We start from the raw sequence: 20,496 nt of genomic DNA, 5'->3' as shown, positions 1-20,496 counted from the left end.
CGCAACCAGTGCAGGATCGAGGCGAAGGGTCGAGGGATGACGACGGGCGAGCGCCAGAACGGGATGACCTACGCGGAAGCCGGCGTCGACATCGATGCCGGCAACGCCATGGTCGAGGCGATCAAGCCCCTGGTGCGGGCGACCCGCCGGCCGGGGGCCGATGCGGAGATCGGCGGCTTCGGCGGCCTGTTCGACCTGAAGGCCGCGGGCTTCACCGACCCGATCCTGGTCGCGGCCAATGACGGCGTCGGCACCAAGGTCAAGATCGCGATCGAGACCGGGCGCCACGCCACGATCGGCATCGACCTCGTGGCGATGTGCGTCAACGACATCATCGTGCAGGGCGCCGAGCCGCTGTTCTTCCTCGACTACTACGCCACCGGCAAGCTGGTTCCGGGGGTCGGCGCCGACATTGTGAAGGGCATCGCCGAGGGCTGCCGCCAGGCCGGCTGCGCGCTGATCGGCGGCGAGACCGCCGAGATGCCGGGCCTCTACGACGGCTCCGACTACGACCTCGCGGGCTTCGCGGTGGGTGCGGCCGAGCGCGGCGCGCTGCTTCCGGTCGCCGGCATCGCGCCGGGCGACGTGGTGCTCGGCCTGCCCTCGTCGGGTGTGCACTCGAACGGGTTCTCGCTGGTGCGCCGGATCGTGGCGGCCTCCGGCCTCGGCTACGACTCAGCCGCGCCGTTCGCGGAAGGCATCAGCCTCGGCGAGGCGCTGCTGGAGCCGACCCGCATCTACGTCAAGCCGCTGCTGGCGGCGCTGAAAGCGACCGGCCACGGCGCCATCAAGGCGCTCGCCCACATCACCGGCGGCGGCTTTCCCGACAACCTGCCGCGCGTCCTGCCCGACGGCGTCGGCATCGCGCTGGACCTGTCGGCCGTGAAGGTCCCGCCCGTCTTCGGCTGGCTTGCCCGCCAGGGCAACGTCGCCGAGGTTGAGATGCTGCGCACCTTCAACTGCGGCATCGGCATGGTGGTGGTGGTCGATCCCGCGCAGGCCGATGCGGTGACCCGCGCGCTCGAGGCCGCCGGCGAGGCGCCGGTCCGCCTCGGGCAGATCACCGGGCGGGGCGAGGCGGCCGTCACCTATTCGGGCCGGCTCGGCCTATGAGCGCCCGCGCCAAGGTCGGCGTCCTGATCTCGGGCCGCGGCTCCAACATGGCGACGCTGCTGGACGCCGCCCGTGCCCCGGACTACCCGGCCGAGATCGTGCTGGTCGCCTCGAACCGGCCGGACGCGCCCGGCCTCGCCCGGGCAGCGGAGGCCGGGATCGCCACCGCGGCGGTCGATCACCGCGCCTTTTCCGACCGGGCTGCCTTCGAGCGGGCGCTCGACGCGGCGTTGCGCCGCCAAGGCGTCGAGTTCCTGGTGCTCGCCGGCTTCATGCGGGTGCTGACGCCGTGGTTCGTCGAGGCCTGGGCCGGGCGGATGCTCAACATCCACCCTTCCCTGCTGCCGCTGTTTCGCGGCACCCACACCCACGCCCAGGCGCTCGCCGCCGGGGTGCGCCTGCATGGCTGCACGGTGCATTTCGTGGTGCCCGAGCTCGATGCCGGCCCGATCGTCGCCCAGGCCGCCGTGCCGGTGCTGCCCGACGACGACGAGGATGCCTTGAGCGCCCGGGTGCTGGTGCAGGAGCACCGGCTCTACCCGGCGGCGCTGGCGCTCGTGGCGAGCGGGCGGGCCCGCCTCGACGGGGGCCGGGTGGTGTTCGCGCAAGGCAGCGGCGCCGCCGAGGGTGCGCTCGTGGCGCCGGCGCTCTTGGCACCCGCGCTCAGTTGATCGCAGTGCAGCACATTCCCCGGTCGGATTCTTAAACCTTCCGGGCCAGGATTGCCGTGCGCGGCGCCATCCGGCACCGGCACCAGCGTCACTCGACACTAACGGGCCGCGAGGCCCACACGGATCATCCCCTCATGACCAGAGCGTCGCGCTATCTCGGCTGGCTGATCCTGGCCGCCATCACGGTGGCGACGATTGCGCCGATCGGGTACCGGCCGGTCAGCACCCTGCCGGTCTCGGTCGAGCGGTTCGGCGCCTTCGCGGTGCTCGCCTTCCTGCTGGCGCTCGGCTACCCGCGCCACCGCGTGCAGGTGCTGCTGCTCACGGTCGTGGCGGCGGGTGCGCTCGAGGCGTTCCAGCTGCTGGAGCCGACCCGGCACGGCCGCGTCGCAGACCTGATGGTCAAGGTGGTCGGCTGCGGCTTCGGCGCCGCGGCCTCGCTCGCCGCCGGCGTGGTCTGGCCCCGCCTCGGCGCCCGCGGCGAGGCGTGATGGCCGGAGCGTTGTCCTGCGCAGCCGACACCGCTTCGCAGAACGAGGCTCCCTATCCTCCCCCTTTCCCGGATCTCCTTCGGCTGACGCTCCAGTCGTGCGGGAAGAGGGGAGGAATTCATCGAGACGGGCGTGCCTGGGCGTTCGCCCGCCTCGGCCGTATCCCGTATCGGGCGCTGCGCTAAGCAGACTTGCGTTGGCAAGCCAACGCTTCGTCCGCTTAGGTTCTTGTTTTGTCGCAGATTTTTGGCGCCGAACCGGCAACCACTTCGGCGAAATCTGCTTAGTTGATGCTGTAGGCCCGCTCGATGACGACGCCGCAGCTCTCGGCCAGGGTGAACGCCATCTCGCGGGTCAGGCCGAAGATCAGCGGTGTCTCGCCGCGGTAGAGCGTGTAGCGGCCGTCGGGCCGCACCGTGATGCGCACCGCCTCGTGCATGGCTGCCTCCTCCGATGGTCGGCCCGTTCTCGTGCAGGCCGACTCACGGCCGGGGACGTTAATCCGATTCGGGGCCGCCGCGAAGGGCTCCGCTTCAGGCGGCGCGGCGCCTGGTGCGGCGGCGCCGTTTCGTCTTCGGCTTCGGCGTCGCGGCCTTGCCGAGCTCGGTCAGCGCCGCGCGCTGCTGGCGCCGCACGGCGTTCGCCGCGTGTCCCATCCAGAAGCCGGCGGCGCGATTGGCCGCGGAGAGCCACAGGCTGTACGGGGATCCCTTCATGGCGGTCTGCACCTCCGCAAGGTCAACGTGCCGGGTCAACGGCCGACGGGCCCGCGGAGTTGCCGCGCCGGTCACGGCTCCTCGGCCCGCCGGGGCCCGTTCTGGGCTCCGCCCTCGCCCCGCGGCGCCTCCGCGCCGATCGACTGGCGCCACTCGGCGAGGAAGCGCGCCCGCTTGGCCCGGTCCTGCACCGCGAGCAGCACCGGCCCGACGGTGATCGGCCGGAAGGCGCCGGCGGCGGACAGGCTCGGCGGGCCGTCGATCCCGGGCGGCAGCGGGCCGGTGCGGTCGAAGAAGAACGCCTCCTCGCGCGACACCCGCTGGCCGCGCTCGGACAGGAGGTAGTCGACGAACGCGAAGGCGTCCCCCACCGCCCGGGCGGTGACCGGCACCAGGGCGGCGCGGGCGAGGACCAGGGTGTAGTCCCGCGGCACGACGAGGGCGAGGCGGGCGCCCTGCTTCATCGCCCGGTAGACGTAGGAGCCGAGCAGGTTGTAGCCGATGGCGATGCGCCCGGCCTCGAGATCGGCGATCAGGTCGCTGGTGCAGCAGCGCACCTGAAGGTTGGCTCGCCCGAACGCCTCGACGAGGCGCCCGTAGGTGGCGGCCGCCCGGGCGTCGTAGGCGGCGAACAGGTAGCCGATCCCCGACAGCGTGATGTCGTAGGAGCCGATCTTCCCGGCATAGGCCTCGGGCTTGCGCCGCAGGAGGTCGACGAGCTCGACCCGGCTGCGCGGCAGGTCCTCGCGCGGCACGAGGTCGGGCCGGTAGGCGATCACCGCCGGCTCGGTGGTGAAGCCGAACACCTCGTTGCGCCAGGCGGCCCAGTCGGGCTGGCGGCCGGTCTCGATCGAGCGGTGGGCCCGGGCGCAGCCGTCGTTGGCGAGCTTGATCAGGTGATCGACCGAGGAGGAGATCACCACGTCCGCCCCCCGGTCGCGGTCGGCCCGGCCGGCGGCGCAGGACGAGGCCACCTCGCCGAACAGGTCGGCGGTGATGTACTCGTGGTAGACCACCGTGACGTCGGGATAGAGCAGCTGGTAGTCGCGGATCAGCGGCGCCATCGCGTCGAGGTCGGCGGCGGCGCGGATCGTCAGCGTGGTGCGCTCGTGCTCGGTGGCGGGAAAGCGCGTCATCTCCTCGGCGGCGGCCGGGCTCGCGAGCGCCAGGGCGAGCAGCAGGGCGAGGCGGCGGATCACGCCCGCCCCTCCCCGTCCGGCAGGGACAGGATCACGCAGAACCCCCTCTCGGAATGCGCCTCGAAGCGCATCTCGCCGCCATGGGCCGCCGCCACCTCGGCGGCGATCGACAAACCGAGGCCGGAGCCGGTCCCGCCGCCGGCGGCGGCCTGGAACGGCTCGCGCACCCGGGCCCAGTCGCTCGCCGGGATGCCCGGCCCGTCATCCTCGACCGCCAGCACCACGCGGCCGCGCTCGCGCCCGACCCGGACGGTGAGCCGGCCGGGGGCTCCGTGCTTGAGGGCGTTGTGGATCAGGTTCGCCAGCGCCTCGCGCAGCGCGATCGCGTCACCCGGGATGGTCACCGCCTCGTCCGGGCCCTCGTAGCCGATGTCGACCGTCCGGTCGCCGGCGCCTTGCACGGCGTCGATCAGGGTGCGGCGGGCGAGCCCGGCCACGTCGACCGGGTCGAAGGCCGCCGAGCGGGCGCGGTGGATCACCATCGCGTGGTTGAGGAGCTGGTTGGTGAGGTGGCCGAGCTCGGCCATCCGCGCGCGGATGCGGGCGAGCTGGTCGCGCCGGCGCGCCTCGTCGGTCTCGCGCGACAGGAGGTCGAGCTGGGCGGTCAGCGCCGTCAGCGGCGTGCGGATCTGGTGCGCGGCGTCGGCGATGAAGCGCTTCATCACCGCGACGTGGCCCGAGAGCCGGCCCATGAAATGGTCGATCGAGGCGACGAGCAGGTGGATCTCCTGCGGCGCGGCGAGGCCGAGCGGCTGGAGGTCGTTGGGACCGCGGGCCGCCAGCACGCCCTCGATGGCCGAAAGCGGCCGCAGGGCCGTCCGCACCGCCACCGCGACGGCGCCGAGCGCCAGCGCGCTCATCGCCAGCACCATCAGGCTCGCCTTGAGCGTGAGCGAGCGGGTGAGGAGGCTTCGCGCCTCGCGGGTCTGGGCCACCACCACGGCGGCGAATCCGGCCTGCGTCGCGTCCGGCACGTAGCGCCCCGCCACCACCGCCCGCACGGCGAGGCCGCGATGCTCGCCGTCGAGGAGGAGCGGGCCGGCAGCGAGGCGGGCGCGGTCGATCGGCACGCCCAGGTCGGCGTCTCCCGTGAGCAGCCGGTCGCCGGGATCGACCACCTTGTAGAAGATCCGGTCGCGGGGGCTGAGCGCCAGCGTCTCGAAGGCCGAGAAGGGCGGATCGACCGAGATCGCGCGCCCGTCGCTGGCGATGGTCTCGGCGATCTGGAGCGCCGCGCCGACGAGGAGCCGGTCGTAGGCCTCGTCCGCCGCGAGCCGCGCCGAGGCCCAGGCGGCGGCGAGCAGCAGGGCCGCCCCGACCGTGAGGACCAGGGCCAGCACCGCGACGAGGCGCGAGAACAGCGAGCGGGACAACACGGAGGAGGTGCGGGAGATCATCGAGGGAAGATCATGCGTCCGGGCAGACCACCTGGTACCCCAGGCCCCGCAGGGTGCGGATCTCGGCCCGGGCGCCGGCGGCGGTGAGCTTGCGGCGCAGGCGCGCCACGATCTGCTCGACGGCGTTCTCGCTCGATTCCTCCTCGAAGGCGAAGACCCGCTCCAAGAGCTCGCCCTTGGCGAAGATGCGGCCCGGCCGCGCCGCCAGGATCTCGATCAGGGTCCATTCCCGCCGCGTCAGTTCCAGGGGCTCGCCCGCCACGCTGGCGCTGCGCGCCTCCCGGTCGAGGCGCAGGTTGCCGAGGGAGAGCGCGTTGTCGGCGTGGCCGCTGTTGCGGCGCAGGAGCGCCCGCACCCGCGCCTCCAGCTCGCGGAAATCGAATGGCTTCACCAGGTAGTCGTCGGCGCCGAGATCGAGCGCGCCGACCCGGTCGTCGACTTCCGATCGCGCGGTGAGCACCAGGACCGGCACCGGGCCGCGGCGCGCCCGCAGGCGCTTGAGGATCGCGAAGCCGTCGAGCCCCGGCAGGTTCACGTCGAGGATCACGAGGTCGTAGGCCTGGACCTCCAGCACGGCGTCGGCCGCGGCACCATCCACCTCCCAGTCGACCGCGTGGCCGAGGCCGCGCAGGCGCGAGGCGATGGCCTCGCCGACGTCCCGCGTGTCCTCGACGAGCAGGATGCGCACGAAAATTCCTCCCCGGGTGCCGGCCGGAACTATCTGTCAGGTTGGCAACAGGTTCGAAGCCTATCCCACGCTCCAACGCCCGGCCAGATCGAACGCGGGCCATACGACGGACGCAAGGGGAGGACCGCCATGAACGCACGCCCGACCATCATTCCCGAGCCGCTGCTCCAGGTCGAGGGCGTCACGCTCCAGTACAAGACCACCGATCACCTGGTCACCGCGACCTACCGGGTCGATTTCGAGGTGATGCCCGGCGACCGCTACATCCTGCTCGGACCGTCGGGCTGCGGCAAGTCCACCCTGCTCAAGGCGATCGGCGGCTACATGACCCCGGTCGAGGGCGAGATCAGGCTCAAGGGCCGCAAGGTCACCGAGCCGGGCCCCGACCGGATGATGGTGTTCCAGGAATTCGACCAGCTCCTGCCCTGGAAGACGGTCCGGCAGAACGTCGCCTTCGCGCTCACCGCCTCGGGCCGCGCCGCCGGCGCGGAGGCCGACGACCGGGCGATGTCCTACATCGAGAAGGTGGGCCTGGCGAAGTTCGCCGATTCGTTCCCGCACATGCTCTCGGGCGGAATGAAGCAGCGCGTGGCGATCGCCCGCGGCATGGCGATGGAGCCCGACATCCTCCTGATGGACGAGCCCTTCGCGGCGCTCGACGCGCTCACCCGCCGCAAGATGCAGGACGAGCTCCTGCGCCTGTGGGAGGACACCCGGTTCACGGTGCTGTTCGTCACCCACTCGATCGAGGAGGCGATCAAGGTCGGCACCCGCATCCTCCTGCTCTCGCCCCATCCCGGCCAGGTCAAGGCGGAGCTCAACAGCCTGCCGGCATCGGAACTCGGCACCGCGGCGCAGGGCGCCCTCGAGACCCGCATCAACGACATGCTGTTCGCGTAAGGCAGCCAGAACCTTCGGGAGACACGCCGTGACCGCCACCCTCGCCCCCATCACCCCCCCCATCAGCCCCCCCCTGGCCCAGCGGCCCGAGATCGTCCGCGAGACCTCCGCCGCCGGCGCGATCAGCGTCGAGCAGCGCCTCTCCTTCGCCGAACTGGCCTATCGCCAGAGCTGGCTGCGCAAGGCCGTCGTGCTCGCCGTCCTCGCGGTGGTCTGGGAAGCCTACGGACGCTGGCTCGACAACCCGCTCCTGTTCCCGACCTTCTCGGCCACCGTCGAGGCCTTCGCCAGCGCGATCCTGAGCGGCGAGATCCCCACGAAGGCGCTGGTCTCGCTCCAGACGCTCGCCATCGGCTACGGCATCGGCATCGTGCTCGCCGCGCTGCTGACCACGCTCGCCATCGGCTCGCGGATCGGCACCGACCTGCTCGAGACGCTGACCGCGATGTTCAACCCCCTGCCGGCGATCGCGCTGCTGCCGCTGGCGCTGATCTGGTTCGGCCTCGGCCAGGGCAGCGTGGTCTTCGTGCTGGTCCACTCGGTGCTGTGGGCGATCGCACTCAACACCCATGCGGGCTTCCGCTCGGTCTCGAACACGCTCCGGATGGTCGGGCTGAACTACGGCCTGCGCAACCTGAGCCTGGTTCGGGCGATCCTGATCCCGGCGGCGTTCCCCAGCATCCTCACCGGCCTCAAGGTCGGCTGGGCCTTCGCCTGGCGCACGCTGATTGCCGCGGAGCTGGTCTTCGGCGTCTCCTCGGGCTCGGGCGGCCTCGGCTGGTACATCTTCGAGAACCGCAACGCGCTCGAGACCACCAACGTCTTCGCCGGCCTGTTCACCGTCATCATGATCGGCCTCTTCGTCGAGAACGTGATCTTCGCCAACATCGAGAAGAAGACGATCCGCCGCTGGGGCATGCAGCACTAAGACGACATTCCAGCGCCTTGCCCCCTGGACCGCGCGCGGCCCCGCGGGCAAAGGACGATCCGCCAAGAACGACGAATCAGCAAGAACGACGAAACGGGAGGAACCCCCATGTTCGCACGCAAGCTCCTCGGCCTCGCCGCCGGCGCCGCCCTGGCGCTCTCGCTGGGCCTCGCCCCGGCCCGGGCCGAGGTGTCGGAGGTCCGGATCTCCAAGGGCTACGGCGTCCTCTACCTGCCGCTCTTCGTGATGCAGGAGAAGAAGTTCCTGGAGGCCCAGGCCGCCAAGGCGGGTCTGGGCGACGTCAAGGTGACCTGGCTCACGCTCGACGGCGGCAACGTCATCAACGACGCGATGATCGCCGGCTCGCTCGACATCGCCGGCACCGGGGCGCCGGGCTTTCTCGCCCTGTGGTCGAAGGGCCGCGGCAGCCCGAAGACCGAGGTGATCGGCGTCTCGGGCATGTCGGCGACCGCCCTCGACCTCAACGTCAACAAGCCCGAGATCAAGTCGCTCGCCGACTTCACCCCGAAGGACAAGATCGCGATCCCGGGCATCAAGACCTCGCTCGCCGCGGTGGTGCTCCAGATGGCAGTGGCCAAGCAGTTCGGGCCCGAGAACTACACCAAGCTCGATTCGAGCACCGTCGGCCTGCCCCACCCGGAGGCGGTCGCAGCCCTCCTCTCGGGCCGGACCGAGATCGTCGCCCATTTCGCCTCGCCGCCCTTCACCGGGGTCGAGCGCGCCGACCCGAAGGTGCGCACGATCCTCAAGGCCTCGCAGATCTTCGGCAACATCACCCTCGACGTGGTGTTCGCGCTCAAGCGCTTCACCGAGGCGAACCCGAAGACGACCCAGGCCTTCCTCGCCGCCCTCGACGAGGCCTGCGACTTCATCACCACCAACAAGGCCGAGACCGCCGAGATCTTCGCCCGCGCCTCGAAGGTGAAGGTGAGCCCGACGGAGGTCGCACAGATCCTCGACGACCCGGACAGCAAGTTCTCGGCGACCCCGCACGGCATCATGGAGTTCGTCACCTTCATGCACCGGGCCGGCATCATGAAGACCAAGCCGGCGGCCTGGCAGGACCTGTTCATCCCGGCCCTGCGCGAGCGCGCCGGCAGCTGATCCAAGCCCCGGAACACGCGTTCCCGACCCCGCCGCGCCGCCCGCGCGGCGGGGTTTTTGTTTACCCATGGTTAACCATGGCCGCTCCTGATGCGAGACATGCCGACTCAGCCCCTGACAGCCCCGCTCTCCCCGGATCCGCTCAGCGACGCCCGGGACCTGCATGCCAGCATCGCGGCCCTGCGCCTCCTCCTGGCGGCGCAGGGCCGTCAGTTCGAGGCGATCGAGCGCCGCCTCTCCCCCGCCCTCAGCCCGGCCGAGACCGGCGCCTGGCGCCTGCGCGCCCTCAAGGCGGAGGGTCTCTGAGGCTGTGGGTCTCCGATGCGGAGGGTCTCCGGGGCTCCTGGGCCCGCTCAACCCCGGGATGCACGCCTGCGAGTCGTGCACGCGGGTGACCAGGCCGTAACCTTGATCGACCGAGCGATGGACCACCCCTCGCCGCACCGCGTTATTCGGTTGACGGTGAGAGGAGTATCGAGCGTGGACACCTGTAGCGGGACGCCCGTCAGCTTGACCCTGGGTCGACGCAGGATCGAGGGTGTCCTGCGGGCCGTGGGCGAGTTCGTGGAGATGCCCGGCGCGCCCGGAAGCCCGGCGCGCCGGCTGCGCAACCTGATCCTGGATTTCGGCCCGGCATGCGCCCCGGTCGAGGTGTGGCTGGCCGAGCCGGAGCCGCACGGGCCCCCTGCCCCGATCCCTGCCCCGACCCCTGCCCCTAGTCCTTCATCAAGGTCCTGAGCACCTCGAGGATGTCCTCGCCCCCGCAGGGCCGTGCGACGAAGCGGGCATGGGCGGGCATCCGGTCCGGATCGGGCTTGCTGCGCCCGGACACGACGACGATCGGCAGGTCGGGCCGCATCTGCGCCGCGCTGCGGGCGAGGTCGAAGCCGTCGGTCTTGCCGGACAGCTCGACATCCGTGATGAGCGCGACGATGTCCGACCTGGCGGTCAGCAGGCCGAGGGCGCGCTCGGCGGAGGCCGATTGCAGCGCCTCGTAGCCGGCCTCGTCCAGCACGTCGCTGAGATCCATGATCGTCAGCGCCTCGTCCTCCACCACCAGGATCACGGGCCGCTCGTGCTGGGTCGCGTCCTTGGCCGTCACGGTGTCGTTTTCCACGTCGCCTGTCCTCGCCGGTCGCGCCGTCCGCAGCGGCCGCCGGGAGGCGGCGCGACGGGACGGGCGGTCTCCTGTTGTTCGGGCGGCCGATCCCGGCCGACCGGCGCCCACACGCCGGCCGATGATCGAAACGGCCGATACCCTGCCCCGGTTGCAGCGGCGCCGTGTCCGCCCGACGCGGAATTCACCGGCTTTCCGCGACCGCCCCCGCCATCTCGCGCTTGCGTCGCGGCCCGCGCCCCGCTAGAGGACGGCACCTGACCGGCACGGGCGCCCCGCCGCCCCGCCGATCAGGCCCGGAGAGGTGGCCGAGTGGTTGAAGGCGCACGCCTGGAACGCGTGTATACGGGCAACCGTATCGAGGGTTCGAATCCCTCTCTCTCCGCCATCCGTCAATCCAAGACGGTCCAAATCCCTCCAAATCCCTCGCGCCGCATATTGCCAGCGCTGCGCCTTTCCTGAAAAACCGTCCCAATCGGTCCAACGCCCTCGGATGCAATCGCCGTGGCGTTGTGGGGTAGCTGGTGGGGTGCGGTGGGGCGCGAGATCAACAAGCTGTCGGCGCGGCGCGTGCAGGCGCTCTCCGATCCAGGCCGGCACGCTGATGGCGGCGGCCTCTATCTCGTCGTGGACGCTGGCGGCGGCAAGCGATGGGTGTTCCTCTACCGCATGAACGGCCGGCGCCGGGAGATGGGCCTGGGGGCCGTCCTGTCGGTGCCGCTCGCTCGTGCCCGCGAACTTGCGGCGGAGGCTCGCGCTCAGGTCGCTGGTGGGGTGGATCCGATCGACGCTCGCCGCGCCCCACCACCAGATGCGCCCGCCCCACCGGCCATCACGTTCGGCCACATCGCCGAGCGCTACATGCAGGACCGGGAGGCGACCTGGCGCAACGCAGCGCACCGCCGGCAGTGGCGCCAGACGCTCGAGGAGCAGGCTGCGACAATTTGGGCGATGCCGGTGGCCGAGGTGAGCACGGAAGCGGTGCTCGAAGTGCTGCGGCCAATATGGCACACCAAGGCCGAGACGGCGAAGCGGATGCGCGGGCGCATCGAACGCATCTTGGACGCGGCGCGCGTAGCCGGGCATCGATCCGGGGAGAACCCGGCCAGGTGGCGCGGTCACCTCGACGTGTTGCTCCCGAAAGCTGGGAAGCTTCACCGCGGCCACCATGCAGCCCTGCCCTACGCCGATGTGCCGGGGTTCGTCCGGATGCTGCGCGAGCGCGAGGCGCAGACGGCTCGGGCGCTGGAGTTGGTGATCCTGACGGCGGCGCGGTCGGGCGAGGTGCGCGGAATGACCTGGGCCGAAGTTGATCTTGCCGGCGCGCTGTGGACCATCCCGAAAGAGCGGATGAAAGCGAAGCGTCCGCATCGGGTGCCCCTTTCGCCGCGCGCTTTGGCGATCCTGGCCCAGTTGCGAGCGGAGGACCCCGATGAGAACGGCTTGGTGTTCGCGAGCCGCAACGATACCGTCCTGTCCGACATGGCGTTCAATGCGCTGCTGCGTCGAGCCGGCCGAGAAGACATTACGACCCATGGGTTTCGATCCTCTTTCCGCGACTGGGCTGCCGACGAGACGGATCACCCGCGCGAGGTGATCGAAGAGGCTCTGGCGCACCTTGTCGGCAGCGCCACGGAGCGGGCGTATCGGCGCGGCGACGCCCTGGGGAAGCGTCGCGCCTTGATGGATGACTGGGCCACCTACGTGGAGAGTGGTCGAGCGGCCGGCAGCGCTGACAGGTAAGCCTCAAGATCCGAGCGCAGGATGACCGTAGAGCCAACGAGCTTGCGCGCAGGAATATCGCCTTGGGCAATGAGAGCCCAGACTTTCGACTGGCTGACGCCGATCGCCATCGCTGCATCATCAACCCGGTAAGCCAGCGGCTCAGGATGACGCTTCACCGAGCGCTCGGTTGCGGCGGGGCTTTCTGTGGTGCGCTGTGCGCGCGGCATCATCATCTCCTTTCAGGCTTGACCGTTGCCATCTGGCAACTGTGAGGTGGGGTTAGTGCGCGATCCGATTGACGAGTGCCTGCACCAGAACGGGCGCCATAGTCATCTTGATCGAGACAGGCGCGTCCTTAGCGATCCAGGCATGGATGGCCTTGCGTAGGGCGTCTTCGGACATCGCCTCGCGGAGCCGCGCATTCTCCGCTTCAAGTTCGGCAGCGCGGGCGAGGGATTGATCTCGAACGCGCCGGGAGACCTTCAGTCTGAGATCACCCGACATCGCCACCTCCCTCGACAGGGGCCTTGCGAAGCAGAGCGTCCACTTCGCAGGCGATCCGCATGGCCTCCGGATGGAGGCAGGGCTGGGCGGTGGTCAGCCCGGCGAGGTAATCGAGCGAGACGCCGAGGGCGGTTGCTATACCGACGACTGTGCGGAGCGACGGGTTGTTGTCGCCGCCGCCGGCCTCCAGGTTCCAGACGTGCGCCTTGGAGAGGCCCGCCCGGTCGGCGAGGGTCTGGAGCGACCATCCGCGCTCGTCGCGCAGCTCGCGCATTCGGAGGGCGATGGTCTCGGCGATCGTCTCAGCGTCCATCACCACCTCCCTCGACAGGGATACCGGAGGCGCGGGCGCGGGAGATGGTCTCCACCGCGTCATGGTTCACCTCTGAACCGTCCGGCACCGCCGCGATCAACTCGACGCGAGCAACGGCATAGCTGCCGCCCTTGCCGAGCCCGGCCCTGGAACAGGTACAGCGCTCGGTGCGCTCCTTGCTCGGTGCTGTGGGCTCCATCGACCAATTCGGCGTTGCCGTACCGATCTAGTCGGGCAAGCCAGTACTGCACCCGCATGTCGTCGGGGATCTCTGCGGCTTTGGCGTGCTCAGTGCTATCGGTCACGAGGGGCCTCCGGGATGGCTTCGCAGGTTGGGCGGTTGGCGAGTTCCAGCAGAACGGCGGCGTGGCACGGATCGGGCTCGCCCGGCGCCGGCAGAGCACACCAGCACGCGAGGTTCTTGCCGCGCAGGATCGGCAACCGACCGCGGATGCGCTCGTCTCGGCTGCCGTCGCCGTCCTCACAGAGCATCCGGGTCATGGATCGGGGAGCGCCCGTCACCCACTCGCGATAGAGGCTTGAGCACCAGGCCGCGAGTTGAGCGTCGGTGCCGCTGTAGCCTGCCTCTCTAGCTCCAGCGATCGACCACGGGTTACCGTAGACGCTGGGGCGTGAGACTACGACCGCAGGCAGTCCGTTGGCTGCGAAGCTCTGATCCCGAAGGTTGGCGCCAGGCCGGCGTGAGAGTTGAAGGCGGACAGGTTGGATCACGGCCGCTCCCCTCTTGGTTGGCTCGGGGTGGGGGCGAGCTTCAGGGCGTCAATGAGCGCACGAACAGCGGTTCGCTCAGCGAGTGCGCCGACCCGTTTCCGATATGGCAGCGGCAGGCTGGTCCAGTCGAACTCGTCCTTGAAGTCGCCGCAGACGTGTTCGCGCTTGGTAACTACATGGCCGGCGCCGAAAGCCAGCGACGAATAATCAATGCCGAGCGCGATCATCCGGTCGTGACCGGAAACCATTGCGCTCCGGTGACATTCTCCGACAAGCGTGCTGATGGAGTGCCACCAATCGCAGCCGGCGCAGCATGGTCCTTGCTGGTGGTAGAATGTGTCAAGGATCTCTTGGCGAGTGTCACCGGCCATGCTCGACCTCCTCTCGGGCTATCAGGGCGGCTCGGGTCGGTTCAGCCTTCATGGCGGCCAGGGCGGCGCGGCGTGTCGCCAGCACCTCGGGCGACGGTGGCGCCAGCGCTTCCCGGGCGATCAGCGCCTTCAGCGTCGCGGCAACGAGCGCGAGGCATTCGGCATGGATCGGGCCGCCGGGCGCGACGACCGCCTGAAACACCGCGCCGTCGTGCTCCTCCTGAGACCAGCCGGCGGCCAGCAGGTCGTCACCGTGCGGCCCTGTGAAGTCGGGGCCGATGTCGGCGTCAGCGGTGCGCCAGCAGGTGGTTGTGGAGTGCCAGAAGCCAGGGAGCAGCTCGGCGACAAGCAGTTTCGCGCAGTCAAGCACCTCCGTCCAGCATTCGGGGCAATTGCCCGGTGTACCATCGGGGCGCACCCAATCGACCCAGTCGATCTTGTCGCCCTCTTCGCTAGCGTAGAACGTCTCCTTCCTCGTCCACCCGAGCGCCAGTGCGAGATCGTCCTCAAGCGTCCGCGATGGTCCGGTCGCTTCCTCCACCTTCGCCAGCAGCGCACGCAGATCGTCAGCCCTGGTCATCGGGGGTCTCCTGGGGAGGGGTGGAGGCGAAGTCGGCGACCGAGCACAGGCGATCTCGCATCGCCTCCAGCATCTCGACGTGCTGCTTGTTTGCGGCTTCCAGCGTGCGGATGACGCCGCGCATCGCGTCACGCCGGTCCATCACCTGAATGACGCGCTCTCGGCACACGCGCAGATCCCGCTCAGCCTCCACCCGCTTGCGCTCGCTCTCCGCTAGGGCGGTGGTGAGTTCTTTGACGCGCAGTTGATGAATGGCGTTGTGACTGCTGCACGTATCAAGGTCGTGCTTCAGCCTCTCGTTCTCAGCCTGTAGCGCTTTCAGGTCGGGCGCCTGCCCTTCGGGCATCGGGTGCTCGTGGGCGCCGCAAGACACAGGGGGTGCGGCGAGGGCATTCATCGCCAAGCCTTTCCCAAAACTATTCGACGTATCTGCCATCGCGTTACTCCATATTTAACCGCCAAAGACGGTCTCTTTTCACCGGCGTTGTAGCTCCGCCTGATTTCTTCAACCTGTTCACGCGACAGCTTTGCGCTAGGCCCCAGTTCTCCAATTTGTTGAGTTCCGTGCAGGCGCTTATGAGACATATTCTCAGCGCGGGATACCCAAGCAAGATTTTCTGGAACTGAATTGTTGCGCGATCCATCTAGATGGGCGCAGTCCATGTCGTCCTCTGCTGGCGGCCCATTGAATGCCGTACACACTAGTCGATGTATTTTATAGCGCTTAGCTACCGAATTTCTATACAACTTGATTGTTGGATATCCATAGTTATCAACGACAGCGCTTAATACGCGCGGCCGTCCATTCAGCATTGATCTCACCCTTCCGAGGCTGGAAACCTCGTAAAAGCGTTCATACCCAACGACGGGGCGCCAAATCTCAGACATCTGGCTTCTCCGAGATAGAGCCCGTGCCGGTCTCGGCGGCTTGCGCCGCTTCGCCCCCTGGCGCGGGGCGGATCATTCTTCCCCCCAATAGCTCATGTCACCTTCGGCATCTTCCTCGGGACTATCGCCGTCGTTCACGCCGTAGCAAGCTTCCGCTGTATCCTTCGCGTACTCTTCCACCGTTGTCCCGCAGTCAAATTGTTCAAAACCTGCATTCTTGACCATGTATTCCACAAAGCGGCGGGTGTACTCTTCCTGGTCCATCGGCGAAGTTCCTGCGCTAGAGACTGAAGCGGCGTTAGCCGGCGAGCCGCCGGAAGGCGGCTCGACTTGCGAGGGCTCGGGCCCCGTAGGGGCAGCGCCCTGATGAATACGCTCACTCGACATCGGAAATCTCCGTGCCGAGCGTTTTGACCGCGCCTTCCAGCGGGACAGGCTCCACGACGGTATTCGGACCAAATCCTGCCCGCTTGTAGTGCCGCGCGTCGTCGATCTGCTCTTGCGCCGCGGCCTCGCTCGGGAAAATGGTTGCGTGCATCGGCGAGGCGTTCCACTGCCGGCCTGCGACCCAGAACGAGGGCTCGCCCTTACGATAAGGCCCGGGAGAAATTGAGCGGATCAGCCAGCACCGGTCATACAGCAGCGTGATTTTGGGCATGACTATGCCTCCCCAGGTCGGATGCCGTAGGCGCGCCAGATGCGGATTTTCAGGAGCCGAACCTGAGCGGCCTTGATCCGCTCGCGAGCATGCCGCCTGATGATCTCGGGGCATTGCGCGAGCCGGATCAGGCGTCGCGCTGACCGGCAGTTGCTCAGTGCGAGGTTTCTGCAATGAGCGATCTGGCCGGCGAGCGGCAGGCTGTCGTACCATCGCGAGTACGCCGCCATTTCCGCCTGAAGCTCGGCCTCCTGCTCTTCCTCGGTGAGAGACAGGAAGCGGTCCATGTCGTGGTCGTCTTCAGCCAGGCGCTCAACCACGCCCCGCCTCCTCTTTGCTGGCGAGTGCGGTGCGGTGAACGGCGTCGCCGAGGGTATGCCCGGCGCGGCGTTCCACCCATTCGAGCCAAGCGCGCTGCTCATCGGGCCACGGCTCGACCGTGACCGGATACCAAGCGAACCAAGGGCGCCATTGCTCGGTCGGACCGACGAGCCAGCGTTTCAGCCAAGTCACGCCGAACATCGAAAGAATGCACGCGACAAGGATGGCCCAAAGCGGTCCCCAGATTGGCACGAAAAGCCAGCCCCACCAGGGCATCTCGGCGCTCGACGATTTGCGATGCCACCTCATTCGCCCTGCTCCTTCTTGGAGGGACGCGGGGAGGCGGAGAGATAGTCCGGCAGATCGCGCCAGCGCGTGATCCGAGAATGCCCATTGCCAAAGTCGTCCCACCAGACGACAAACAGCGGCTCGCCAGTCTCGTCGGCGTAGGCGATAGCCGGGCCGCTATCGGCTGCGTCCGGCAGGTAGCCTGACCACTCGACATCCGGCCTTGGGTCGTCACCGTTGTGGTAGGTGCGCCAGTCGTCAGCGTCGTCCCCCCGGCTCCCCTCCTCCCTACGATCAGGGGGATTGATTGCACCCTGTGTCTGGAGTGACGGGGTGGGAAGGGGCGCCTCGACTTCGCTAGACGCTTCGTCGATCGCACTCTCGTCTTCGACCGAGCCGCCTTGCGTCTCGGCGCTTCGCGCTTCGATTGCTGGCGCGGGCGTCCGAGCACGGGCTTGCGCTATCAGATCCAAGACAAGAGGTTTGGCGACACGCGCGGCGTAAGTCGCTCTAGTTCCTGCGAAGCCGCCAGCGTCGAAGAAGGCGCGCTCAAAACGCCGCTCGATCTCAGCCGCTTTCTGCGCAGAAAAACGAGGATCATCCAAGTCTCGAACGTGCGGCGCGAAAGTATCGCTGCCCGCGCGAGGAATGGAAGCGCCGGAGGCGGCAAGACCCGAAGGGGCTTGATCCGAAGGACGACAGTCCGACCCGTCAGGGTCGCGCCCTGTAGTATCCCCCGGACTGGTGCTGATACGGGAGAGGATATGCTCCGCAGCCTCAGCGATCCCCGCGCTGATGATCTCGGGGCTGGCGAGATCGCGGAAGACGTGCTGTCGGATCAGCCCCTCCACCTCCCCTTCAGGAGAGGGGGTCGGTGGGGGCTGGTCTTTGCTCGCCTGCGTCGCTTGTGCTGGCTCGATCTCCCGAAGGAGAATATCCCTGTAACGCGGCGACTTCTGACAGTTGCAGCGGTCATCCCCGCAATAGACAAGGCAAAACTTGTGGATCGGCCCGCCGTCGAAGAGGGTCATAATCAGGCCTCCTGGGTCGGCAGGGTGGAGAGCAAATCAGCGACGTTGCGAGATCTCTGTCGGACGCACAGCGTAGTCGCGTTGCCCTGCCCGTGGTGCAGTTCGTGCAGGGCACCAGCCGCAGCGGTCCACCCATCGCTCCAAGCCGTCAGCAGCGCCGCCTCCAGATCCACCCCAGGCACTACTGGGACTGCTACAGCGCCCCACTCGCGGAGCATGTTGCGGCGGGCCTGGAGGGCGATCTTCACATCTTCATGATAGTCTTTTTGGCCTTCACGCAGCATCTTAGACCAATGCGGCCGAGCAAAGTCTCCAACCTGCGCAGCATCCTCCCGCGCCGCTATCAGCATCTCCTCGTCGCTCGGGACCGGGCGAGGCTCCACGACATGACCGCGCTCAAGGGCGAGGCGGAGGGTTGCGAGGGCGATCTGCACCTCGTTGCTGTCATCGCAGGTGCCATCACGACGGGCTTGCGCCGCCGGCCCTATGTGAGCCTCGTCGTAAGTGCGCGCGACCGCCTCCCGCGCCACCTTGATCATCCAGGCGGGCGGGGCAGCGGGCTCGGCAGGCTCAGGGATCGTCGTATCGGCGATGATGCCGGCGATCCTGCGGGCCATGTCTTCGGTCTTCTGGTTGCCGCCAACCTGTCCACCGCCAGCGTGCTTCAACTCGAATGACCAGCCGCCTGACGGGTTGGCCCACGTCCACATGCGCCAACCATTCGGCAGCGCTTCGCCAGTATTGTTCTCGCTCATTGCGCTACTCCGCGGGGATGAGGGGGAGGTCGGGGGCATGCTTCGCACGAAGCCCCTGCGGGTCTTCGCCTCCGGTTTCGGTCGCTGGCGCGGAGCGGCGACGATCTTCCAGGATCGCGAGCGCCAGTGCCTCGGCCGGATAGAACTTGTGCTCGTGAAACTGCACGGAACGCGGGCGCTGACTAAGGAAATCGTCCCTGCAGAGTTCGGTCGGCTTCATAATGACGGTGCCACCATTCGCGGCTAGCACCTCGTAGATATCGGACACGTAAGACCGGTCGCCGGTCGCAAGATTGGTGGAGAGCGTCACTAAGGCTCCGGGCACTATCTGCTCGGGCGGCAGACCTTTGAGCGCGGTGTTGGCAAGCTTGGTTTGACGCTCTTGGGCGCGCCGCATGCCGTCAAAGTCGAGATCAAACATTATCATCTTTCCAGTCTAGTGCGCGAAGGATCGAAGCGGCGAAGCCGACAAAACACGAAGTGGTTTGGCCCGAAGGGCGAGAGCCTGACCCTGTAAAGGGTCGCGCCCTTAATCCGACCTTCTCTCCGGCAGGGTGTCGATGTTGGCGGGGGTGGCGCTCATGCTGCGTGCTCCGCGATCGACTCGCCGGTGATAGCCGCGTGGAGCCGGGCGTGGTTCTCCTCGTTGAGGCGCCAGCCACGGCCCCACGCGGTCTCGATGCTGATACGGGTCTGCGCCTGCATCATCTTGCGGCGGACGCGGCAGAGGTAGTTGTTGAGGATCATCTGGTCCGGCGCATCGGCCAGCATGCCGTAGATCCCGATCAGCATCCGCTCGCGGTGAACGACGCGGGTCTTGGCGCCGTAGAGCACCAGGAGGAAGGCTTCCTCATGCGCGGTGAGGCGCCAGGCGCGCGGCGTGTAAACCGGCGGCTTCAGCAGCTCCTCGTACCGGCGGACGGCCTCGCGGAGGGTGTCGATCTCTTCGAGGAGGTCGACGATCTTCAGGCGGGAGGGGGGGGCGAGCGCGTTCATCACGCAGCCTCTCGCAGTCCAAGCAGCTGCGCGTCGTCCCGCATATACGGTCGCGCGAGGGAGATCAGATTGTGGAGGGCTTCAGTAATCTCGCTCATAGCGCTACTCCGCGGGGATAAGGGGGATGTCGGGGGACGAAATCTGACGCTCGACACATTCGCGGGTGAACCAAGTGGTGCCACACTTCTGGCACTTGCGACGCCGTCGAACGGTCCCCTCTATCGGCCGGCTATCAATCACCCTGGAGACAGGATGCGAGCACCCGGGACAGCGGATCATCGACCATTCTCCGATGAGTAGAGGCCCCTGCGGGGCGGTAGGGCGCGCTGAAGGGGCTTGGTGGCCCTGTGAGCGGGCGACGCGCCCGGAAGCGGCCTACCGCCCTCTAGTGGCTTGCCACCCGCCAGCGGGCGCGCTTGTGGCTGCGTGGCCGGCTTTGGCGTGGGCGCCTCATTGGCGGCCTTAGCAGCCGCCCGGCGATGCTCTGCGTCCGCTTCGGCCAAGCGGTCTGCCTTATCTCGGCTATGACGATCAGACCCCGCGGTGGTGATCCGCCTCTCGCCGCCGGGACCATGTGTCTTGGCCGCGTGCGCTTCCTTGGTGCGCCAGATCAGGTAAGAGGGGTCATGCTGGTGCGGGATGTGCTGGCCTGTCGCCTGATCCACATCGCGCAGGCACAGGGCCGGGGTGTGGTCCAACTCGAATTCAACCGTCACATCGACCGGGACCATGCCGAGCTTGCGCATGAGATCGGCGACGAGCTGCAAGGCAAGATCTCGCTGCAATTTCATCGGCACTGCGCGGCGGGGTTCTGCGGAGCGACCTGTCATCAGCGCCGCCCCCGCAGGTGCGCAGCTACCATCCGCGCAGGGATAATCGCATAATTTACGGGGCGGCCTTCGTAATCGCGCTCCCACCGACCACCGTACAGACGGCCGTCCGGGTGCTCGGAAGCCTGAAAGACTCTGTAGCGCTCGGCAGCAGTCTCT

General features: G+C 68.2%; 33 protein-coding genes and 1 tRNA gene. 10 read left to right on the top strand and 24 right to left on the bottom strand.

The window, feature by feature from the left end; all coding sequences use genetic code 11:
• The first annotated feature begins 36 nt into the window (after nucleotides 1–36).
• From purM to ACS5PV_RS16205, 3 genes are all read left to right on the top strand, one after another.
• Complete coding sequence (gene purM, locus ACS5PV_RS16215) at nucleotides 37–1,113, top strand: phosphoribosylformylglycinamidine cyclo-ligase (protein WP_455396366.1); 1,077 nt, start codon at nucleotides 37–39, stop codon at nucleotides 1,111–1,113.
• Nucleotides 1,110–1,784 (top strand): phosphoribosylglycinamide formyltransferase, encoded by a 675-nt coding sequence (purN, locus tag ACS5PV_RS16210; RefSeq protein ID WP_455396365.1) that lies wholly within the window; start codon nucleotides 1,110–1,112, stop codon nucleotides 1,782–1,784. Before purM ends, purN begins: the two co-directional genes overlap by 4 nt.
• Before the next feature lie 134 nt (nucleotides 1,785–1,918).
• Complete coding sequence (locus ACS5PV_RS16205; RefSeq protein ID WP_455396364.1) at nucleotides 1,919–2,275, top strand: VanZ family protein; 357 nt, start codon at nucleotides 1,919–1,921, stop codon at nucleotides 2,273–2,275.
• 283 nt (nucleotides 2,276–2,558) lie between these two features.
• Here the strand turns inward: ACS5PV_RS16205 and ACS5PV_RS16200 are convergent, their stop codons facing one another.
• The 5 genes from ACS5PV_RS16200 to ACS5PV_RS16180 form a co-directional block, all read right to left on the bottom strand.
• A complete protein-coding gene (locus ACS5PV_RS16200) occupies nucleotides 2,559–2,714 on the bottom strand; it encodes a hypothetical protein (protein ID WP_455396363.1) in 156 nt (51 codons plus the stop codon).
• 94 nt (nucleotides 2,715–2,808) lie between these two features.
• A complete protein-coding gene (locus ACS5PV_RS16195) occupies nucleotides 2,809–2,991 on the bottom strand; it encodes a hypothetical protein (RefSeq protein WP_162596128.1) in 183 nt (60 codons plus the stop codon).
• Between the two features lie 71 nt (nucleotides 2,992–3,062).
• On the bottom strand, nucleotides 3,063–4,190 hold the full coding sequence (locus tag ACS5PV_RS16190; RefSeq protein ID WP_455396362.1) for an ABC transporter substrate-binding protein: 1,128 nt from the start codon (nucleotides 4,188–4,190) through the stop codon (nucleotides 3,063–3,065).
• Nucleotides 4,187–5,587: a sensor histidine kinase gene (locus ACS5PV_RS16185; protein WP_455396361.1), complete on the bottom strand. Its 1,401-nt coding sequence runs from the start codon at nucleotides 5,585–5,587 to the stop codon at nucleotides 4,187–4,189. The genes ACS5PV_RS16190 and ACS5PV_RS16185 overlap by 4 nt, the downstream gene beginning before the upstream one ends.
• A gap of 10 nt (nucleotides 5,588–5,597) precedes the next feature.
• Nucleotides 5,598–6,275: a response regulator transcription factor gene (locus tag ACS5PV_RS16180; RefSeq protein ID WP_455396360.1), complete on the bottom strand. Its 678-nt coding sequence runs from the start codon at nucleotides 6,273–6,275 to the stop codon at nucleotides 5,598–5,600.
• Nucleotides 6,276–6,404: 129 nt separating this feature from the next.
• On the opposite strand from ACS5PV_RS16180, the gene ACS5PV_RS16175 reads away from it, so the two are divergent.
• The 4 genes from ACS5PV_RS16175 (at nucleotide 6,405) to ACS5PV_RS16160 (ending at nucleotide 9,534) form a co-directional block, all read left to right on the top strand.
• Nucleotides 6,405–7,175 carry an ABC transporter ATP-binding protein gene (locus tag ACS5PV_RS16175; RefSeq protein WP_455396359.1) on the top strand — a complete coding sequence of 257 codons (771 nt, stop codon included), beginning with the start codon at nucleotides 6,405–6,407 and terminating at the stop codon, nucleotides 7,173–7,175.
• A gap of 61 nt (nucleotides 7,176–7,236) precedes the next feature.
• Entirely contained in the window at nucleotides 7,237–8,103 is an 867-nt protein-coding gene (locus ACS5PV_RS16170; RefSeq protein ID WP_455396483.1) for an ABC transporter permease, read from the top strand.
• Between the two features lie 108 nt (nucleotides 8,104–8,211).
• On the top strand, nucleotides 8,212–9,228 hold the full coding sequence (locus ACS5PV_RS16165; RefSeq protein ID WP_455396358.1) for an ABC transporter substrate-binding protein: 1,017 nt from the start codon (nucleotides 8,212–8,214) through the stop codon (nucleotides 9,226–9,228).
• A 99-nt stretch (nucleotides 9,229–9,327) separates the two neighbouring features.
• On the top strand, nucleotides 9,328–9,534 hold the full coding sequence (locus ACS5PV_RS16160; protein ID WP_455396357.1) for a hypothetical protein: 207 nt from the start codon (nucleotides 9,328–9,330) through the stop codon (nucleotides 9,532–9,534).
• 409 nt (nucleotides 9,535–9,943) lie between these two features.
• Here ACS5PV_RS16160 and ACS5PV_RS16155 read toward each other — a convergent pair whose 3' ends face one another.
• Nucleotides 9,944–10,345, bottom strand: a complete 402-nt coding sequence (locus ACS5PV_RS16155) for a response regulator (protein WP_455396356.1) — start codon at nucleotides 10,343–10,345, stop codon at nucleotides 9,944–9,946.
• A gap of 298 nt (nucleotides 10,346–10,643) precedes the next feature.
• On the opposite strand from ACS5PV_RS16155, the gene ACS5PV_RS16150 reads away from it, so the two are divergent.
• Nucleotides 10,644–10,733, top strand: a tRNA-Ser gene (locus ACS5PV_RS16150).
• A 146-nt stretch (nucleotides 10,734–10,879) separates the two neighbouring features.
• Nucleotides 10,880–12,088 (top strand): tyrosine-type recombinase/integrase, encoded by a 1,209-nt coding sequence (locus ACS5PV_RS16145; RefSeq protein ID WP_455396355.1) that lies wholly within the window; start codon nucleotides 10,880–10,882, stop codon nucleotides 12,086–12,088.
• On the opposite strand, the gene ACS5PV_RS16140 is transcribed toward ACS5PV_RS16145, so the two are convergent.
• The 18 genes from ACS5PV_RS16140 to ACS5PV_RS16055 all read right to left on the bottom strand — a co-directional run bounded on the left by ACS5PV_RS16140 (nucleotide 12,046) and on the right by ACS5PV_RS16055 (nucleotide 19,786).
• Nucleotides 12,046–12,297, bottom strand: a complete 252-nt coding sequence (locus tag ACS5PV_RS16140) for a helix-turn-helix domain-containing protein (RefSeq protein ID WP_455396354.1) — start codon at nucleotides 12,295–12,297, stop codon at nucleotides 12,046–12,048. The genes ACS5PV_RS16145 and ACS5PV_RS16140 overlap by 43 nt on opposite strands.
• A gap of 52 nt (nucleotides 12,298–12,349) precedes the next feature.
• Nucleotides 12,350–12,574 carry a hypothetical protein gene (locus tag ACS5PV_RS16135; protein WP_455396353.1) on the bottom strand — a complete coding sequence of 75 codons (225 nt, stop codon included), beginning with the start codon at nucleotides 12,572–12,574 and terminating at the stop codon, nucleotides 12,350–12,352.
• Nucleotides 12,564–12,887 (bottom strand): helix-turn-helix domain-containing protein, encoded by a 324-nt coding sequence (locus ACS5PV_RS16130; RefSeq protein WP_455396352.1) that lies wholly within the window; start codon nucleotides 12,885–12,887, stop codon nucleotides 12,564–12,566. Before ACS5PV_RS16130 ends, ACS5PV_RS16135 begins: the two co-directional genes overlap by 11 nt.
• Entirely contained in the window at nucleotides 12,877–13,086 is a 210-nt protein-coding gene (locus ACS5PV_RS16125) for a hypothetical protein (RefSeq protein ID WP_455396351.1), read from the bottom strand. Before ACS5PV_RS16125 ends, ACS5PV_RS16130 begins: the two co-directional genes overlap by 11 nt.
• Before the next feature lie 95 nt (nucleotides 13,087–13,181).
• Nucleotides 13,182–13,619, bottom strand: a complete 438-nt coding sequence (locus ACS5PV_RS16120) for a DUF4326 domain-containing protein (protein WP_455396350.1) — start codon at nucleotides 13,617–13,619, stop codon at nucleotides 13,182–13,184.
• Nucleotides 13,616–13,990 carry a hypothetical protein gene (locus tag ACS5PV_RS16115; RefSeq protein ID WP_455396349.1) on the bottom strand — a complete coding sequence of 125 codons (375 nt, stop codon included), beginning with the start codon at nucleotides 13,988–13,990 and terminating at the stop codon, nucleotides 13,616–13,618. The genes ACS5PV_RS16120 and ACS5PV_RS16115 overlap by 4 nt, the downstream gene beginning before the upstream one ends.
• A complete protein-coding gene (locus tag ACS5PV_RS16110) occupies nucleotides 13,980–14,570 on the bottom strand; it encodes a hypothetical protein (RefSeq protein WP_455396348.1) in 591 nt (196 codons plus the stop codon). Before ACS5PV_RS16110 ends, ACS5PV_RS16115 begins: the two co-directional genes overlap by 11 nt.
• Entirely contained in the window at nucleotides 14,557–14,916 is a 360-nt protein-coding gene (locus ACS5PV_RS16105) for a hypothetical protein (protein ID WP_455396347.1), read from the bottom strand. Before ACS5PV_RS16105 ends, ACS5PV_RS16110 begins: the two co-directional genes overlap by 14 nt.
• A gap of 47 nt (nucleotides 14,917–14,963) precedes the next feature.
• A complete protein-coding gene (locus ACS5PV_RS16100; RefSeq protein WP_455396346.1) occupies nucleotides 14,964–15,458 on the bottom strand; it encodes an NUMOD4 domain-containing protein in 495 nt (164 codons plus the stop codon).
• Nucleotides 15,459–15,530: 72 nt separating this feature from the next.
• Nucleotides 15,531–15,722 carry a hypothetical protein gene (locus tag ACS5PV_RS16095; protein WP_455396345.1) on the bottom strand — a complete coding sequence of 64 codons (192 nt, stop codon included), beginning with the start codon at nucleotides 15,720–15,722 and terminating at the stop codon, nucleotides 15,531–15,533.
• Between the two features lie 112 nt (nucleotides 15,723–15,834).
• Entirely contained in the window at nucleotides 15,835–16,116 is a 282-nt protein-coding gene (locus ACS5PV_RS16090; RefSeq protein WP_455396344.1) for a hypothetical protein, read from the bottom strand.
• 2 nt (nucleotides 16,117–16,118) lie between these two features.
• Nucleotides 16,119–16,436, bottom strand: coding sequence for a hypothetical protein (locus ACS5PV_RS16085; RefSeq protein WP_455396343.1), 318 nt, complete (start codon nucleotides 16,434–16,436; stop codon nucleotides 16,119–16,121).
• Complete coding sequence (locus ACS5PV_RS16080; protein WP_455396342.1) at nucleotides 16,429–16,746, bottom strand: hypothetical protein; 318 nt, start codon at nucleotides 16,744–16,746, stop codon at nucleotides 16,429–16,431. Before ACS5PV_RS16080 ends, ACS5PV_RS16085 begins: the two co-directional genes overlap by 8 nt.
• On the bottom strand, nucleotides 16,743–17,756 hold the full coding sequence (locus tag ACS5PV_RS16075; protein ID WP_455396341.1) for a hypothetical protein: 1,014 nt from the start codon (nucleotides 17,754–17,756) through the stop codon (nucleotides 16,743–16,745). The genes ACS5PV_RS16080 and ACS5PV_RS16075 overlap by 4 nt, the downstream gene beginning before the upstream one ends.
• Nucleotides 17,757–17,758: 2 nt before the next feature.
• Nucleotides 17,759–18,511 carry a hypothetical protein gene (locus ACS5PV_RS16070; protein WP_455396340.1) on the bottom strand — a complete coding sequence of 251 codons (753 nt, stop codon included), beginning with the start codon at nucleotides 18,509–18,511 and terminating at the stop codon, nucleotides 17,759–17,761.
• A gap of 4 nt (nucleotides 18,512–18,515) precedes the next feature.
• On the bottom strand, nucleotides 18,516–18,932 hold the full coding sequence (locus tag ACS5PV_RS16065; protein WP_455396339.1) for a hypothetical protein: 417 nt from the start codon (nucleotides 18,930–18,932) through the stop codon (nucleotides 18,516–18,518).
• A 158-nt stretch (nucleotides 18,933–19,090) separates the two neighbouring features.
• On the bottom strand, nucleotides 19,091–19,507 hold the full coding sequence (locus ACS5PV_RS16060; RefSeq protein ID WP_455396338.1) for a helix-turn-helix domain-containing protein: 417 nt from the start codon (nucleotides 19,505–19,507) through the stop codon (nucleotides 19,091–19,093).
• A 102-nt stretch (nucleotides 19,508–19,609) separates the two neighbouring features.
• Nucleotides 19,610–19,786, bottom strand: coding sequence for an NrdR family transcriptional regulator (locus ACS5PV_RS16055; RefSeq protein WP_455396337.1), 177 nt, complete (start codon nucleotides 19,784–19,786; stop codon nucleotides 19,610–19,612).
• 347 nt (nucleotides 19,787–20,133) lie between these two features.
• Here ACS5PV_RS16055 and ACS5PV_RS16050 point away from each other — a divergent pair, with 347 nt between their 5' ends.
• The gene (locus tag ACS5PV_RS16050) at nucleotides 20,134–20,391 is read left to right on the top strand and encodes a hypothetical protein (RefSeq protein ID WP_455396336.1); all 258 of its coding nucleotides are present in this window, start codon (nucleotides 20,134–20,136) and stop codon (nucleotides 20,389–20,391) included.
• Nucleotides 20,392–20,496: the final 105 nt, after the last annotated feature.

Source organism: Methylobacterium sp. Gmos1, from assembly GCF_053764715.1.
Note: the sequence above shows the minus strand (reverse complement) of the source record. Positions and strands in the feature narration are given on the sequence as shown.

Coding starts and splice junctions, on each gene's coding strand:
- purM (WP_455396366.1), top strand. CDS start 37: ATGACGACGGGCGAGCGCCAGAACGGGATGACCTACGCGGAAGCCGGC.
- purN (WP_455396365.1), top strand. CDS start 1,110: ATGAGCGCCCGCGCCAAGGTCGGCGTCCTGATCTCGGGCCGCGGCTCC.
- ACS5PV_RS16205 (WP_455396364.1), top strand. CDS start 1,919: ATGACCAGAGCGTCGCGCTATCTCGGCTGGCTGATCCTGGCCGCCATC.
- ACS5PV_RS16200 (WP_455396363.1), bottom strand. CDS start 2,714: ATGCACGAGGCGGTGCGCATCACGGTGCGGCCCGACGGCCGCTACACG.
- ACS5PV_RS16195 (WP_162596128.1), bottom strand. CDS start 2,991: ATGAAGGGATCCCCGTACAGCCTGTGGCTCTCCGCGGCCAATCGCGCC.
- ACS5PV_RS16185 (WP_455396361.1), bottom strand. CDS start 5,587: ATGATCTCCCGCACCTCCTCCGTGTTGTCCCGCTCGCTGTTCTCGCGC.
- ACS5PV_RS16175 (WP_455396359.1), top strand. CDS start 6,405: ATGAACGCACGCCCGACCATCATTCCCGAGCCGCTGCTCCAGGTCGAG.
- ACS5PV_RS16165 (WP_455396358.1), top strand. CDS start 8,212: ATGTTCGCACGCAAGCTCCTCGGCCTCGCCGCCGGCGCCGCCCTGGCG.
- ACS5PV_RS16160 (WP_455396357.1), top strand. CDS start 9,328: ATGCCGACTCAGCCCCTGACAGCCCCGCTCTCCCCGGATCCGCTCAGC.
- ACS5PV_RS16140 (WP_455396354.1), bottom strand. CDS start 12,297: ATGCCGCGCGCACAGCGCACCACAGAAAGCCCCGCCGCAACCGAGCGC.
- ACS5PV_RS16135 (WP_455396353.1), bottom strand. CDS start 12,574: ATGTCGGGTGATCTCAGACTGAAGGTCTCCCGGCGCGTTCGAGATCAA.
- ACS5PV_RS16130 (WP_455396352.1), bottom strand. CDS start 12,887: ATGGACGCTGAGACGATCGCCGAGACCATCGCCCTCCGAATGCGCGAG.
- ACS5PV_RS16125 (WP_455396351.1), bottom strand. CDS start 13,086: ATGGAGCCCACAGCACCGAGCAAGGAGCGCACCGAGCGCTGTACCTGT.
- ACS5PV_RS16115 (WP_455396349.1), bottom strand. CDS start 13,990: ATGGCCGGTGACACTCGCCAAGAGATCCTTGACACATTCTACCACCAG.
- ACS5PV_RS16110 (WP_455396348.1), bottom strand. CDS start 14,570: ATGACCAGGGCTGACGATCTGCGTGCGCTGCTGGCGAAGGTGGAGGAA.
- ACS5PV_RS16105 (WP_455396347.1), bottom strand. CDS start 14,916: ATGCCCGAAGGGCAGGCGCCCGACCTGAAAGCGCTACAGGCTGAGAAC.
- ACS5PV_RS16100 (WP_455396346.1), bottom strand. CDS start 15,458: ATGTCTGAGATTTGGCGCCCCGTCGTTGGGTATGAACGCTTTTACGAG.
- ACS5PV_RS16095 (WP_455396345.1), bottom strand. CDS start 15,722: ATGGACCAGGAAGAGTACACCCGCCGCTTTGTGGAATACATGGTCAAG.
- ACS5PV_RS16090 (WP_455396344.1), bottom strand. CDS start 16,116: ATGCCCAAAATCACGCTGCTGTATGACCGGTGCTGGCTGATCCGCTCA.
- ACS5PV_RS16080 (WP_455396342.1), bottom strand. CDS start 16,746: ATGAGGTGGCATCGCAAATCGTCGAGCGCCGAGATGCCCTGGTGGGGC.
- ACS5PV_RS16075 (WP_455396341.1), bottom strand. CDS start 17,756: ATGACCCTCTTCGACGGCGGGCCGATCCACAAGTTTTGCCTTGTCTAT.
- ACS5PV_RS16070 (WP_455396340.1), bottom strand. CDS start 18,511: ATGAGCGAGAACAATACTGGCGAAGCGCTGCCGAATGGTTGGCGCATG.
- ACS5PV_RS16065 (WP_455396339.1), bottom strand. CDS start 18,932: ATGTTTGATCTCGACTTTGACGGCATGCGGCGCGCCCAAGAGCGTCAA.
- ACS5PV_RS16060 (WP_455396338.1), bottom strand. CDS start 19,507: ATGAACGCGCTCGCCCCCCCCTCCCGCCTGAAGATCGTCGACCTCCTC.
- ACS5PV_RS16055 (WP_455396337.1), bottom strand. CDS start 19,786: ATGATCCGCTGTCCCGGGTGCTCGCATCCTGTCTCCAGGGTGATTGAT.
- ACS5PV_RS16050 (WP_455396336.1), top strand. CDS start 20,134: ATGCTGGTGCGGGATGTGCTGGCCTGTCGCCTGATCCACATCGCGCAG.